The sequence below is a fragment of the Chlorobiota bacterium genome (genome assembly GCA_016710285.1).
Taxonomy (GTDB): Bacteria; Bacteroidota; Ignavibacteria; order OLB7; family OLB7; genus OLB7.
Genome location: JADJXR010000001.1, coordinates 2,404,040 through 2,419,433, shown reverse-complemented (window position 1 = coordinate 2,419,433; position 15,394 = coordinate 2,404,040). Strand labels below are relative to the sequence as shown.

The following is a 15,394-nucleotide window of genomic DNA, read 5'->3' as shown; positions in this document are numbered from 1 at the left end:
ATTTCGGTTGGATTCATTCGGCTGCGGCGGGCGGGGCAAGATTAGCCCTGCATCCGCCGCAGAATCTCCACGATCATGTCGAACCGCTTCCCCGGGGGCATGATATACATCCCCGCGATCCGCTCCCGAACGTCGGCGATGCTTTGCAGGAATTCCACAGCAATCTCCACCCCTTCCTCCAACGGTTGCGCCGCCCCTTTCATCCGCTGCTGAATCGCCTCGGGGATGAACATTCCAGGAAGTTCGTGGTGCAAAAATTCGGCATGAAGCGCGCTCCGTAACGGCATCACTCCAACCATGATCGGGATGTTCAGATGCTCGGTTCGGGAAAGCAGCTGGCGCACGGTGGCGGCCTCGAACATCGGCTGCGTGAAGGCCACGTGCGCCCCCTCGGCCACCTTGCGTTCCAACCGCTCAATCTCCCGTTCAATGTCGAACGCCATTGGGTTCACCGCGCAGGCAACCATGAAGTTCGTTCCGCCACTTCCCACCGGGTTCCCCATCAAATCCTCGCCGCCGTTCATGCGGGTAAGCGTGCGGATCAATCCAACCGAATCAACATCATAGACCGAAGTGGCATAGGGGTAATCGCCAATGTGGGTGGGGTCCCCCGTGACGGCAAGGATGTTCCGCAAGCCAAGCGCGTGCGCCCCCAGCAGCTCCGCCTGCAACCCCACCATGTTGCGGTCGCGGCAGGAAAGGTGGGTGATGCACTCCATCCCGGTCCGCTGGGCGATAAGGTGGCTGATGGTGATGGAACTCATCCGAAGCCGCGCCCGCGCGCCGTCGCTGATGTTGACGGCATCAATCCCATGCTGGTGCAGGTATTCGGCGGACTCGAACAGATGCTCCATCTCCACACCACGCGGCACGTCAAGCTCCACAGTGACCAGGAACTTCCGGCCAAGCGATTGGTGGAAGCGGCTTCCCTGCTGGTTGGCGGCGTTCCCCTGATCCTGCGGCTCCTTCTTTTTTTTCACTTTTATTTCCGGCTTCCCCACCGGCAATCCATCAATCGCTTCGCGGATGGCGCGGATATGCTCGGGCAACGCGCCGCCGTCGGCCCCCACCACCGTCACGCCATGCTCCACCAACGATTTGACGGAGTTGGCAACGTACTCAATCGTGGCGTTGTACACCGGTTGGCCATCCACCAGCGTTGGTATCCCAATGTCTGGCTGCGCCGAAAGATGAATCCCCCCGTGAAGCTCACCCACGCCAGCAAGCGAGCGGACAATGGCAAGCATCCGGTTTGGCCCAACGGTTCCGTTGGACCCAATGGCGGCAACGCCGTGCCGTGCGATTCGTGCAGCAATCTGGCGCGGGAACTCGGTGGCCAGCACTGCAGCATCCTCGGGGAAGGTTTTGTGGGCGATGATCGGAATATCGGCGGAGATATGGCGCGCCGCTTCCAACACAATCTCCAGCTCCTCAATCTCGATGAATGATTTCAGCAGAAGCAGGTCGCAACCGCCGTCCAGCAGTGCGTGAAGCTGGGCCATTGCGGCCTCGCGAACATCCTCGTGATGGAGCTTGCCAATCGGAGCAAGGAACTTCCCCACCGGCCCCACCACCCCGGCAACGTACGCCCGGCCAACCGCCGCCTGCCGCGCCTGCCACACACCTTTCCGGTTGATCTCATAGACCTTGTCGTGCAGGCCGTGCGCCGCCAGCGTCAGGGCGTTTGCGCCGGCGGTGTTGCTTTGGATAATCTCCGCCCCCGCCTCCAGAAATTCGCGGTGGAGCTTCTCGATCAGGAACGGGTTCTTCAGGTTGTAGAGTTCCACCGGGTGCTCGCGGTGGCCGCGGGCGCGAAGCGTGGATTCGATGGAGCCATCCATCAAGATGGGACCATCGGCAAGGCGTTGTTGAAATGAGCGGTTCAGAGCGGTTCGGCAGCTAAAATGGAAGAACGATTGCGGCGAAAAATAGTGGTGCGAAGGGGGAAAACAATGCTGGCACAAGTTCCCCACTTGTGCCAGCTTGCTACGCGTGATTGGCGTTGGCTACAAGGTTTTCATGTGCTCATAAATTTTCATTCGCGCTTCGGTGTCCAGCGTGTCGAACCGTGGCATTCCGCTGGGGCCTTGGGTCATGGTCGTGTCAAGTTTCCCGAACGTGCCGGTGGAGGTGCTGGTCCACCCTTTCATCTGGGTGACATCTGGGGAGACGGAGATTCCATCCAGCCCGTGGCAGTTGGCGCAGTTGCGTTCGTACAACGCTTTGCCCGTTTGCTCCAGCGGCGGATCGCCCCCAACTTTGGTGATGGTGGCTTCCGGCGCGGGGTCCAGCGCGTCGCAACCAACGGCAAGAAGGAGCAGCGCGAAGGCGATTGTTTTCCAGAATGATTGAATCATGGGAACTGTTGAATAGCTGAGTATCGGGTATCGCGGATGTGTGGAGCCGCCGGGCGGCCGTTGTTTAGCTGACGGTCACTTTATACTTCACCACACCGTTTTGGCCATCGCTGATGCTGTCGTCGGGGTCCGGCTGGGTGTTGCCGGCGGCATCGGTGGCGCGGATTGCAATGGTGTGCGTTCCCCCGGGCGCGTCCCACCGGAAGGTCCACGGGGTCCAAACGCCCTGGTACGGATAGGCCGTTCCTTTCGATAGCTGCTGGATGGAAGGGGGAAGGCTTTCTTGGTCCTGAATCTCGGCCAGCGGGGTAATGGTGGCCGGCGCAAAAGGGCCGCCGTCAATGCTGATCTCCACGGTGGAAATCGCCGCGTGGCCGCTGATTGCAAAGCCCCGAATCACCGTCTCGCCACGGGGAATGGAAACCCCTTCACGGACCGACGTGCCGCGGCTGCTGGCCTGGATCACCCGCTCGGTGTAGCCTTCCAGCTGATAGGTCCCGGTGTCCTGCGGGGCTTGTGTGGCCGAGGCCCGTACCAGCCATTTCACGTTGCTGAAGCCGTACATCTCATGGACAATCAGCCGCACCGGGAAGCCGTGTTCGCGGGTGAGCGGTTCGCCGTTCATGGCGTAGGCCAAGATTGGCGGGAAAAGCCCTTGCGACTCGCCGTTGATGATTCGGTCAACCGTCAGGTTGTTGATAAAGCCGAACTGGCGCGACCCGTCGGAGGGCTTATCGGCTCCGTACAGAAGGATGCGGCGATTGAGGTTGTAATCAATCCCGGCCTTATCAAGGAAGTGCTTCAGTGGGATTCCGGTCCAGTAGGCGTTGCCGGTGTAGCCGGTTGCCGACACCCGCAGCGGGCTTTCCAAAATGCACTGCATCGTCTTCAGGAAGGTGATCTCCGCCCCGTCGGCCTTTGCCTGCATCAAATCGGCAAAGGTGATGGTGAGGTTGTTGGAGAACGTTGCCCCTAACTGCCGCCCAATCTCCAACTTCCACTCCTCTTGCTTGATGTCGGGCATCGTCCAAGTGGGGATGCTTCCTTCGCCACCATGCTGCACAAACAGCTGGGCTTGCGGTGTCAGGAATGGGACCAACTCAGGTGCGGTTAGTGGCGTTACGGTGTGCTGTTCGCAGCCATCAAGGAGCGGAACCAGCACAACGCCAGCAATCCCAACGCCGCCAATTTTTAAGAATGTTCTCCGGTCAAGCATGGTCTCAAGTATCTATCAGTGGTCAGTTACAAAAGTCTTGGTGTTGCCCGTTTTTTTTCGGTGATCTTTCAGCCATTGGCTTCTGCCGCAGCTTTGGTTATTGGGGGGTGGTTCCAATAATCTTCCCGCTCCAAGCCAGGCCAATCATCACGTCAAGGCTGTTGCTGGCTTTCTTCCCCATTGGTGTCACCAGCAGGTCCGCGCCCAGCTCGAAGCCTTCCGGCAGCCGGATGATTGCCCCGCCCCCCACCTTTAGATATTGCTGAGTCTCGGGGGGATGTTGGATATCGAAGTCGTTGGTGCCGATTCGGGTGGAGGTGAGGAATCGGGCCACGCCATGGACCAGCACAAGGTCGGCAATGGTGTAGCCAGCTTCGGCATCCACGAACAATTCATCGGCGTAATTGGGGTCCTGGTAGGTGGCGGTTTCGGTGTTGCCAACAAAAATTGACGGGCGCAACCGGTAGCCCGCCGAAGCGGTGGCGTAGGCCGGAAGAGGCCAGAACGAATAGCCGTAGTTGGCGGCAACATCAAGGTTCACATTCCCCGAACCAAGCGGCGGCGTAAGGTCGCGGGTGTAGCCGGTGGGGATTGCCACCCCCAACGTGGCCGACACCACGTGGGCATCCTTCTGCCACAATCGGTACTTGGCTGCAAGGCCAACGTCGGCAATGCCTTGCGTTTCGATCCGCTCCACCGGCGTGGTGATGATGGAACGCTTGAGTGCCAGATTGCCAATCAGCGTCAAGTCATCGAACAGGCCATACTCGGCATACAGGAACAAGCTGCGGTCGGCCAGCGGATAATCGCGGACGGTGAATGGCGGGTTGTCGGTCGGGAATTTCAGCTCACCATCGAACCGATAGACTTCATTGGCGGACGACGTTCCGTAGGTGATCTTCCCATAAATCTTTCCCAGCTCCTGGGTCCACCCGCCAGCACGCAGAAGCGTTGGCAGCATAATCCAAAGGGAGCAAGCAATGGCAAGGGTCAACCGAGGATTCAGCGGCAAGGCAGCGGATACTCTCATGCAAGGCCTGGATGCAGTGTAATATGGAAGGAAGAACCAACCGTAGCGTTGGCCAAAGATAAGAACACAAATCGCCGAAAGGGTTACGCATCCCACGATAGCGAAGTGTAAAACTGGCGGTTCACCTCACCAGCCAGCCCGCTGCCCAACGGCCACCAAGGCGAACGAAATCCACACCAGAAAAAAAATATCAACTAACGGGCTGGGCGATATTTTTTTTCGCAGAAGCATAAAGCGGCAGATTTAGAAAAATTTTGCCGATTTTTTCTTTTACCCAGCCCCTTTCCTCCCTTCGCAGGCATCTATCCGCCACCCTGTTTGGCGGATTTTTTTTGTCCACCCATCCCTTTTAAGAACCCTTTAAGCCAGAATCATAGGTTGGTAAGTGTTGATTGAACAACGGCAAACAGAAACACAAACGCCAACGGCAATCAACAGAACAGACGCCTGATTCTCTTGCAACAGCAAACAGACCAACAAACCAATACCAAACCAACAGGAACACACGACCATGAAGACACCACGCAACTTCCGCACACTGTTCGCAGCAACGCTTGCACTGGCCCTTGGCTTTATCGCCCACACAACCGCCTTCGCCGCCAGCGATTACTTCCTGGAGATCGAGGGGGCGAAAGGGAAGCAGACAATACCGATTGAGGGGAACAGCGCGGCGATCACCTTGCAAGACTTACCCGCCGGAAACTACAAGTTCACCGTCAAGCAGCGGAACGGCGCGCCGGTGGAGGGTTCGGGGCAAGTGACGATTAACGTGCAAACCGCCGACGCAGATGGCGACGGGACCGCCGAATCCCGCAAAACTTTTGTGGTGCCCCACGTGCTGGAGGCATCGGGCACAACCAGCAACGCCGTGAAGACCCCGCGTGATGCTGCCAGCGGCCAGGCCACCGGCAAGCGCCAATACGAGCCGATAAGGTTCACCAAGCGCATTGACAAATCTTCCCCGGTACTCTATCGCCTGGCGCAGCCGGCCACCTCAATGACAGTTCAAGTGCAGTACGATCTGGCGACCAGCAAAAAAATCTAACGCTCCAGCCCAAAGAACACCCAGCTGAGATAGCGTGAATGAGATAGGGTGAAAAGGCAACGCACCGATGAACCATGATGAACAGGCCGCCCGCAGAAAACATGAGAGAGAGAGAGAGGAAAAAAATCTGCGGGCGGAGGAACAGCAAGATTGATAGAGAGGGAAAGGAGAGACCACTGAGAGAGAGTGCCAAAGAGAGAGAACGTGTGTGCTAAAGAGAGAGAGCCACACCACAACATCACGATGAGCAGGCCGCCCACACCACCTTGCCGCACGCGGCATCCGGGCGGAGGAAACCGATGACCAGCAGGGCAGCAACAACAGGCGACGGGGTACAGCAAGCCTTTGCTGCCACCGATACGATGACAAACCGCCGAAGCGTCCACCTCTAAAAAAAAGGAACGGACGCTTCGGCGTTTTTTTCTGCTTTGATCCCTCCTTTATCCCAGCAACGTGAGCGGCCCTTGCCGGTCGGTGAAGTTGAAGTCGTGGGCGGCTGCGGCTGCGGGGAACTCCAGCACGAACAGCGCGCCGTTCCCCGGCTCCGACTGGCACCAGACGCTCCCCCCCATCAGCTTCATCAGCCGCTGGACGATGAACAGCCCCAGCCCGGTGGAGTGTTCCCCTCCGGTGGGGCGTGCCGACAGCCGCGCAAACTTTCCAAACAACCGTTCGCGGTCCTTGGCGGTCAGCCCTGGGCCTTGGTCTTGGACCTCAATTCGGGTTTTGCCACCCAGCACCACCACCCGCACGGTAATCTGTTTTCCACGGGGGGAAAATTTCACGGCGTTGGAGACAAGGTTATCCAGGGCTTGGGCCAGCAAATTGGGGTCGGCCATCACCCGCACCGCGCCTTCGTGCGGCTCCACACGCAAGGTTTGCCCTTTCTGGGCAGCATGTTCCAGATACGGGCGCGTGACGCGGTCAATCGTTGCGGCCACATCAACGGCGGTTATCCCTATCTGCACGCTCCCTTCTTCCAAGCGATTGATATCCAGCAAGTTCGTGATGGTCTCGAACATCCGGTCGGCAGTCTGCAGGATGTCGGTGGCAAGCTCGGTGACAAGGCTTGGGTCGTTCGCCATTTTCCGGTCCCGCAGCAGCCCCGCAAACCCCCTGATTGCCGCAATCGGATTTTTCAGATCGTGGGCGGTGATCCCCAGGAACTCATTCTTCTCATGGTTCAATGCCACCAGCCGGTGGTTGGCTTGCTGAAGCTCGGCGTTGGCCTGGGCCAGCTCAACATTCCGCAGGTAAGCGATTTCCGCCTCCTTCTGCGCGTGCTCAACGTCGAACTGTAGCATCATCGCTCTGATTCGCAAGGTGCTCCGCTCGTTTGCGGCCTTGTCCTTCAGCGTGTGATGCTCCGACAAGTGATGGAATGCCTCCTGGAAATTTTCGGCAAGCCGGTACGCCTGGGCCAGCTCGCGGTGGATATCGGCGCGGCGCGTTTGGTCGCGGTCCACGGCGGGGTGGGCAAGTGCTGTTTGCAGAAGCTCAATCGCCGTTTCATGTGCCCCACACTCATCGCGCTGGTATCCCGCCAGCGACATCAGCGCGGCAACGTGATAGTCGGCAAGGTGGGGATCGGTGGTCATGGCCAATCCACGTTCCCATTGCGCGGCGGCCTCGGCGTTGCGGCCCAGCAGTGCCATCACGTCGCCGATGTTGATGGTGGCAGCGGCCACCCCCCGCTGGTCGCCAACTTCTTGGTAGATCGCCAACGCTTGCTGGTAGTTCAGCAATGCTTCCTCGTACTTCTCGGTTCCATCCTTCAAGCAGTTGGCAAGGTTGTTCAGGGTGTCGGCAATCGCCCCGCGATGCTGGGTTTGCTCGGCAAGCTCTAACGCCTGGTGATGGTAGCGGTGGGCGTTGTCGTAATCGCCAAGTTGGAAGTACAGCAGGCCAATGTTGTTCAGCGCGAACAGCATCCCGGCGCGGTCCCCCGCCTCCCGTTTCCGCTCCAGATTTTCACGGAACAACTCCAACGCTTTCTCAACATCCCCCAACGAATCATACACCAGCGCAATGTTGTTCAGAAGCGATGACAGCAACGAGTCGGCAAGGGTAGGGTTGGCTTCGCGGCGGCGCGTGGTAAGCTCGCGCGATTCCAGAAAAAACTGCAACGCACGCGCCGGGTCGCCCAGGCTAAGGTGGCAGCTGGCAATGGTGTTCAGGCAGCGGGCAAGCTCAATGGGGCGGTCCACGGTGCGGAACAGCTGGCGCGATTCCTCGGCAAGGCGAAGCGCGTCGGCATAGTTGGCTCGCATGAAATGGTAGCAAGCATGAAGCCACCGCAACTGCGCCATTCCCGGGCGGTAATCGGCCCGCAATGCCGCCCCCCATGCTTCCTCGATTGCCGCAAGAATATCCGCCCCCCCGGCGCGCAGCTGGGCGTTGATGTTCTTGATCTGTTCATCCAGATCTGCGTGCTGTGCTGTTGGCATTGGATGATATTCTGGCGGGATTTATTTCATCGCTGGTGCTGGTTGCAATCTCCCCTTCCCTTCTTTGCCGCTACCGGAGCCCTGCCAATGCTTGGCGTAATCGCGGAAGCATTGCCGCGATATCATCCAACGAAACCGCCCCGACCGACAGCCGGAACCACCCGCTCTCCTCCGTCATTCCAAAGGCTTGGAACGGGACAATGGCGATTCCCGATGCCTGCAGCAAGTAGTGGCGGATCTGTTCGTTGGTGGCAAGCGTTGCCCCGTCGGGCGTTTGCATTCCGTTGACTGGGAAGCGGACGCTAAGGTAAATCGCCCCCATCGGCGCGATGGTTTCCACCGGCAGCCCGCTGCTGCGGAGCAACTCCATGCCATCGTACAACGCCCGCAAACGGCCCTCCACCCCATGCCGCATGGTGGCGTGGAACTGATCCATTGCGGCATCGTCGGCCAGCAGTTTTGCCGTTGCAAGCTGCTCGGCGCGGGGTGCCCACGCGCCAACGTGCCCAATAAAACTGGCCATGCGATGGGTGATATCTTCCGGCCCAACGGTCCACCCAACCCGCACCCCGGTTGCGGCAAAGGCTTTGGAGATTCCATCAACAAAGATGGTGTAGGGCTGCATCGCTGGCCGCAGCGCCACAGGGTTCACATGGAGGACTTCCCCGAACGTCAGCATCCAATAAACTTGGTCGTACATCAAGTACAGCGGGCGCTCCTGCGGCGAGCGGCGGGCGTTTTCTTCCAGCACAGCATCGCAAACCTCGGCAAGCTGCTGGGGGGTGAACGCCGTTCCCGTTGGGTTCAGTGGTGAGTTCAAGGCAAGCAATCGCGCGCCGCGCAACGATTCGCGAAGCCGCTGGCCGGTTGGCAAAAAGTTGTCGGCACTGCCGCAAGCAACCGGAACCCCAACCGCGCCAACAAGGTGGCAGTAATGGTTGTTGTTCCACGTTGGGACCGGATACACCACCCGGTCGCCAGCATCCACCACGGCGCGGTAGGTGGCGTAAATTCCCGGGCGCGAGCCGCCGGTCACCAGCACCGACTCAACCGGATAGGTTAGCCCAAGCCGGCGTTGGTAGAACTCCACCACGGCACGCCGCAGCGGGGCAACGCCATCCGATGGCGGGTAGTTCGTTTCGCCAGCGCGGATGCTTTCCACGATAGCGTCCTCCAGCATCATCGGGATGCGGAACTGCGCCGGGCTGAAATCCCCAACCGTAAGGTTGCACACCGAGTGGCCCGCCGCCACCAGCGAGCGGATATCGGAAGCGATCTTCAAGATTTCCGACCCAATCAGCGCACCGGCCATTGCCGAGACACGGCTGGCGGGTTCGGTAAGAAGTTCAAGATCGTTGGTTTCAACGTTGTCGTCAATAATCATAGCAACACCTTCGGTATGGTTCTGTGTGGACTGGGAAGATAGGGATGCAGCGGGATTATGCAAGCCCGAAGAATAAAAGCAACAGATAGAGATGGCTATGCTTCCAACAAGGCCAAAGCCCCGCCACTTCAGCCCAAAAGGGCTGGCGCAGCAAGGCTTTGGGGGAATTCTGCTTCGTGTTCTTTACGGATTCTGTGCAATCAACGCAACCCCGAAGAAGAGGGAATGGAGGAAGCATGATGCATGGCTGCGCCACCCCTTCCCCAACCCTACTACTTCCCCACCCCCACCAGCTCCGTCACCGAAGCTCCGTTGATGGTTAGGCGGGCAAGATAAAGGCCGCTGCTTAGGCGGCCCAACGGCAGCCGAACGTGATGCTCCCCTTCGGCCACCGCGCCGTTTACCAGCGTCTCTATCTGGCGACCCAGAAGGTCGTACAACTCAACCCGGCATTCCCCACCGAAGGCGACGGAGTAGGTGAGTTGATCGCCCAGCACCGCAATCCGGTTCATTGCTTGGGTGATGAGAATGGTCCGGTTTGTTCCGCCACACAGGTTAATCTCCACCGGCTCAGCAATGCCCGATGGAGTAACGCAGAAACTCCGCTCGGGGCAAGCCACCGATAATTCGGGGGTGTAGATGGTGGAGTCGCTGATGGTGACCAGTGCGCGGAACGTGGCCAGCACGCCGCCGCTGGCCATTGGCGTTTGGCCGGCCCCTTCCATCACCACCACGCGCTTTCCATCCCGTTCCTCAACGTGGGAAATGAGCTTCCAATCTTGCGGGAACGCCGGGCCGGGGATTGCTGGTTGGGGGCTAATCCCAAAATTATCCAGGGCTGCTTCGGCGGTGAATCGCGTAATCCCGGCATCCTGCCACGCCGGGGCGGTGCACGCCAGCTGGAACGTGACGGTATCGCCAGGAATCGTGAGTTCAAGATCGGGATAGAGCTTGAAGGCCATGGTGGTCCGCCGCCCCAATGCCGAAATAGCAACCGAAAGGGAGTCCCCCGCCCCTTTCAGATACGCCCGCACAATCCCCTGCGCAAGCCCCTCGCGAACCGGATGGTACGTCACCGGAAGGTTCCACTCCTCGGCCGGAGCCATCCATCGCGGAAGCTGAATTCTTTCGGCATGAAGCGTGAACGCTCCGTCGTCGGCCTGGACCAGCTTGATGGCCTGGACCAGCACCGGAGTTTCGCCGGTGTTCACCAAACGGCAGAATTGCTCGGCACTGTCGCAGATCATAATCGCGGGGAAGGCATCCACCGCAAGCTCCGCCTTCCGCTCGCATTGCCGCACCCCCACCGTCACCGAACGGACCACCGAGCAGCCGTTCTGGTTCCAGACCTCAACGTCGTATCGGGTGGTGGCAAACGGGCGGGCGATTGGGTTCGGGCAGTCGTCGCAACTCAGGTCCGCAGCGGGGGTCCAGCGGTACCGAACGCCGCCGCTAACTCCAAGAAATGCCGAATCGCCAGCGCACATCACCGTGTCGGGCCAGATGGTTGGCTGCGGCAGCGGGTGGACCGTCACGGTAACGCTGTCGTCATCGGTGCAGCCTTCGGCGTTGCGAACCTGCACGCGGTAGGTTGTTGTGGATGTTGGCGTTGCGATTGGGTCGGGACAATCAGTGCAGCTTAGGCCCTGGGCAGGCTCCCAGCGATACGTCCCGCCGCCGCTGGCGCGAAGCTGGCGCGAATCGCCAACGCAGATTGGCCCGGCAGTATCCACCACCGCAACCGGCAGCGGGTTCACCACAACGCGCACGCTGTCGTAGCTGATGCAGCCGTAGGCATCGGTGATTACCACCCGATAGGTGGTGGTGGCTTGGGGCGTAGCGGTGGGGTTTGGGCAATCGGTGCAGCTAAGCTCCGCGCCGCCGCTCCATTGATATTCCGCACCGCCGCTTGCCCGCATCGTTGCTGTTCCGCCAATGCAGAATGCGGTGTCGCCGCGAACCGCCACCACTGGCTCGGGGGAAACGTCGAACTTCATCCCGGCAACGTAGCCGTAGCTGTCGGCCTTGCCGTAGCCGTAGAGATAGACGCAAACCGGTTTTGGGCACTCCACCCGGTGGACCCCATCACTCACGGAGATGATCCCCCACGAGTAGCAGGTGTTCCCAACCGGACGGAAGCGCGAGCGGTTCACCGGAACTCCATCCAGCAACGTCTGGCCCAAGAACGCCGTGGGGGCAATGATCGTCATGTACTGCTCCTGATAGACGCTTCCGGTTGGCGGGCGGTCAATCTGGACGTTCGAGCAGACGTAGGAAGTGAGATACTGCTTCTGCGGCGGGACGATAATCATAAACGGATCGCCCAGCCGGAACGCCGCGCCGGAATCGTTGCGGGTCTGCGAAGATTTCTTGTACTGCGCCACCAGAATCGGGCGGCTGGCCGTCAGCAACGCTGCGCGGCTTAGCGGAAGGTCCAGCACCGCGCCCGCGCTTAGCCGCTGGATGAAGGTTCCATCAAGGTAGACATCGGTATTGTTCGAGTCGGCAAGGATGCGGGCAACGTCGTAGCCAACGGGCGCATCCAATCCGGCGGTGGCAAATGGAGTAAGGATGTATTTGTTCCCCCAGACTGATGTTGGCGGAAGTTGCTCAAGCAAGTAATCGCGGGAGGTCAGGTCCGTGATATACTCGTAGGGGATTGTTGAGCGTTGGTGGCTTCCCACAACGGCAATCGGTTTGTCGGACTCCACCAACGTGCCGGTCAAATCCCCATTCAGCCTTCTTGAGGAGATATCAGCTTGCACCAAAAACGATTCCCCACGGTTCAGTATCAGCGAGATAGGCCGCCGTGAGTTATCGCCAAACACCGGAACGCTGGGGCGGATGGTGATGGAGGTGTTATCCTCGGTTGCCGTCACCGCAAACTGCGACGGGGTGGTGTTCAGCTCCAGCGTATCGAACGGATTGTTGTTGAACTTGCCATCGGAGTAGTAGCTCATCACGCGGTAGCGGGTCCCAAGCACGTCGGTGGGAAGTGCCATCATCGCATCGGTGGTGGTGATGGTTTGGCTCATGGCATACACCGCCACATCGTCGTTGGCCTCCACACGGAAGTATTGCGGGGCAACCCTCCCGTTTTGGCTGTTGGGAACCACGTCAACGTTGTTGTTGATTCCGGCAAGCTCAACCCCGTAGGCCAGCACCGAAAATTTATAAAGCCAGGGGGCGGAATTAATCGCGAACTGCCGTGTGCGCACCGTGCCGATGCTATCGCGCCACGTGATCCGGCCGGAGGTTGGGCGGTCGGTGGCGATGAAGACGTACAGGCTATCGCTCATCACGCCATTGGCCGGGCGTTGGTAGCGAACCTCGTTGTGGTAGTTCGGCGGGAAGGTGAACCAGAACTCACGGCCACGATTATCCCGCGCCGAAGGTGGCTGGGCAAACGCAGCGGCGCAGAGTATTGCTTCAGCAAGAAGCAGCAGAAAGAAGCGAGCAGTGTTGGCAGAGCACGAAGCAAGAGACATAGGGGAACCTCCTTTGCCATCATCAAACATTTCGGAAGGGATTGGAACTGTGGGGAAACGGCCAAGCAACAACAGAGAGAGGTAAGAAGCCAGCCGCGCAGAAACTTGCCCACAGAAGGGGAAGCAGTCATTCCACCTGCGGAAGGACGCGCCACGAATGTACGGCCTTGCGGTGAAACAAAGCTCGGTCGAAGAGGGGAAATTTTTCGGCGATAAACCCTGCGTTCCTTTTGCTTGATCCACGCAGGTTCTGCGGGGTCACTCCTTTCTCTCCCCCCTCTCGGTTGCGCCAGAAGACCGAAGATGATGCCGAAGGCTAAAGACCTTTTATCAACCCCGATTCATCGGGGCGGCTACCTCCTCAGGTCAAGGTAGCGGCAGGTCTTTAGCCTGCCCAGAGGCCGAAGGCCGAAGATGGCGCCGAAGGCTAAAGACCTTCGGCTACCTCCGTTGGTGCCGTCCCGAGGAAGTCGGGGTAGCGGCCCCGATCTTTATCGGGCCCCAGGACCGAAGATCACGCCGAAGGCTAAAGACCTTTTATTAATCCCGACGTAGGTCGGGGCGGCTACCTTTTGCGGCGATCATCCCGACGTAGGCGGGGTAGCGGCCCCGATCTTTATCGGGGCCAAGAGGCCCAGGACCGAAGATGGCGCCGAAGGCTAAAGACCTTCGGCTACCTTTTGCGGTGGCAATCCCGACGAAGTCGGGGTAGCGGCAGGTCTTTAGCCTGCCCAGGCACCGAAGGCTAAAGACCTTTTATCAATCCCGACGGAGGTCGGGGTAGCGGCCCCGATCTTTATCGGGGCCCAGGACCGAAGATGGCGCCGAAGGCTAAAGACCTTTTATCAACCCCGATTCATCGGGGCGGCTACCTCTTGCGGTGCGGCCTCCGGAAATGTCAGCAGCCGGTCGCGGTAGTATTCGTATTGCTTCTGCCGGGCGGCGATCTCTGCCGGCAAGCCAATCGAAAGGTCATTCACCAACGCGTCGAATTTGTCCAGGATGCCCGCGATCTCCTCCTGCTCCGCAAGCGGTGGGACTGCAATCCGGAGTTCTGCAAGTTTGCCCACGGCAAGCCCAGGTTGCGCAGATTTTGACGCGTACTGATTCAGGTTCATCAGCGTGAGCATGTGGAATGCCCAATCCACATTGATCTCAGCACTCGCAGTCACCACCACGGCATGCTCGGTTGCGTAAAACTTGCCACGCGCCCGCTGAACATTTCCGCACAGTGCCCCCTGGCGGCCTATCAGCAAGTAGGCTCCATCGTGGCTGAACTTCTCAACAAAACCCCGAACTCCATTCCCGCCAAAACAAGGATAAAGGTGAGATTGATCCGGCTCGGCAATGATGTTTTGAGCAGAGATGTGATGGCCTGCACGCATATCGAACATCTCCCCCAACGTCCCCCACCTCACATCCTTACGCCCCTCAAAGCTGAGCAACTGGTCACGGTAATACTGATACTGCTTCCGCCGTGCCACAAGCTCCGCCTGCAGGTTCGCCTGAAGCTCACGCACAAGCTGGCTGAACGTATCCAACACCCGCACGATTTCCTGTTGGATGGGGAGCGGGGGGAGGGGGATGCGGGTGTTCAAAAAACGCTTCTTGGAAATATTGAATCGCGTCACCCCGCTTGCGCTCAGCACTATCTGCTGCCGAACCGCTTCGCTGCGGAAAAGGTATTTCGAAAAACCCGGCAACAGCAATCCATCATCGTTGAACCGATACCCAAAACAAAAACTGTTCAGATAGATTGCTTCCGATGGACGCTCAACAATCACCGACGACATCCCAACCTCACCTGGTGTTTCCGACGACCCAGTGAACAGCACATCCCCCATCGTCACAGCATTCTGCTTCTCTCCGGCTTCAACACGAACGAAGTCACTGGCTTCAAGATCAAGGGCAAGGTTGTTGAAGATGTTTTTGTAGGAAGCAAATCGCGCATTGCCGTTGCTGAAATCAGCCTTGCTTTTCCCCGTGAGGCCGGCATAGGTCGTGCCTAACTCTTCAAGCATTTTGAACTCCACCCCGTTCGGGCAAAGCTCGGCGACCATTTGTTCGATGTAGTTCATGGGTTTCTGGGTATGGGTTGATTGTGGGGGAATGGACGGCCTCCCGACGTTTCAATCTTTCCACCAATCCTCCCGAAGCGTTCCCCTCCAACGGAGGGGTGCCCGACAGGGCGGGGTGGGTTCGGGGAAGCCACCGAACGGGCGGGGTTTCGCGCTGGCTCTCCCCTGCCTTGCGCCCCCCTGCTTCGCCGCAAGCGACGAAGCGTCCCCCCAATGCTGGGGGGAAATGGGTTTGGCTATTGCTCCCTGTCTTTTGGAAACTCACGCCACCTCTGTCGGCCCCTCCCCCAGAATTGGGGGAGGCGGGGAGGGGGCTGCTGCGGTGGCGGATTAGTAGGCCTATCGGTGT

Annotated in this window: 9 protein-coding genes; 1 reads left to right on the top strand and 8 read right to left on the bottom strand. The window is 59.2% G+C overall.

The features are described 5' to 3' along the window. Positions 1-41 precede the first annotated feature (41 nt). The 4 genes from IPM61_08625 to IPM61_08610 form a co-directional block, all read right to left on the bottom strand. Positions 42-1,973, bottom strand: a complete 1,932-nt coding sequence (locus IPM61_08625) for a bifunctional homocysteine S-methyltransferase/methylenetetrahydrofolate reductase (GenBank protein ID MBK8911385.1) — start codon at positions 1,971-1,973, stop codon at positions 42-44. 33 nt (positions 1,974-2,006) lie between these two features. Then, complete coding sequence (locus IPM61_08620) at positions 2,007-2,357, bottom strand: c-type cytochrome (GenBank protein MBK8911384.1); 351 nt, start codon at positions 2,355-2,357, stop codon at positions 2,007-2,009. Positions 2,358-2,421: 64 nt separating this feature from the next. Continuing rightward, positions 2,422-3,573, bottom strand: a complete 1,152-nt coding sequence (locus IPM61_08615; protein ID MBK8911383.1) for a molybdopterin-dependent oxidoreductase — start codon at positions 3,571-3,573, stop codon at positions 2,422-2,424. 97 nt (positions 3,574-3,670) lie between these two features. After that, positions 3,671-4,603, bottom strand: a complete 933-nt coding sequence (locus tag IPM61_08610; protein MBK8911382.1) for a transporter — start codon at positions 4,601-4,603, stop codon at positions 3,671-3,673. Positions 4,604-5,114: 511 nt separating this feature from the next. Between IPM61_08610 and IPM61_08605 the strand changes: the two genes are divergently transcribed. After that, positions 5,115-5,648: a type VI secretion system tube protein Hcp gene (locus IPM61_08605; protein ID MBK8911381.1), complete on the top strand. Its 534-nt coding sequence runs from the start codon at positions 5,115-5,117 to the stop codon at positions 5,646-5,648. A gap of 440 nt (positions 5,649-6,088) precedes the next feature. Here IPM61_08605 and IPM61_08600 read toward each other — a convergent pair whose 3' ends face one another. The 4 genes from IPM61_08600 to IPM61_08585 all read right to left on the bottom strand — a co-directional run bounded on the left by IPM61_08600 (position 6,089) and on the right by IPM61_08585 (position 15,045). After that, entirely contained in the window at positions 6,089-8,095 is a 2,007-nt protein-coding gene (locus IPM61_08600) for a tetratricopeptide repeat-containing sensor histidine kinase (protein MBK8911380.1), read from the bottom strand. 70 nt (positions 8,096-8,165) lie between these two features. After that, on the bottom strand, positions 8,166-9,407 hold the full coding sequence (locus IPM61_08595) for an aminotransferase class I/II-fold pyridoxal phosphate-dependent enzyme (protein MBK8911379.1): 1,242 nt from the start codon (positions 9,405-9,407) through the stop codon (positions 8,166-8,168). Positions 9,408-9,751: 344 nt separating this feature from the next. Continuing rightward, complete coding sequence (locus tag IPM61_08590; protein ID MBK8911378.1) at positions 9,752-12,967, bottom strand: T9SS type A sorting domain-containing protein; 3,216 nt, start codon at positions 12,965-12,967, stop codon at positions 9,752-9,754. 845 nt (positions 12,968-13,812) lie between these two features. Continuing rightward, positions 13,813-15,045 carry a restriction endonuclease subunit S gene (locus IPM61_08585; protein ID MBK8911377.1) on the bottom strand — a complete coding sequence of 411 codons (1,233 nt, stop codon included), beginning with the start codon at positions 15,043-15,045 and terminating at the stop codon, positions 13,813-13,815. Positions 15,046-15,394: the final 349 nt, after the last annotated feature.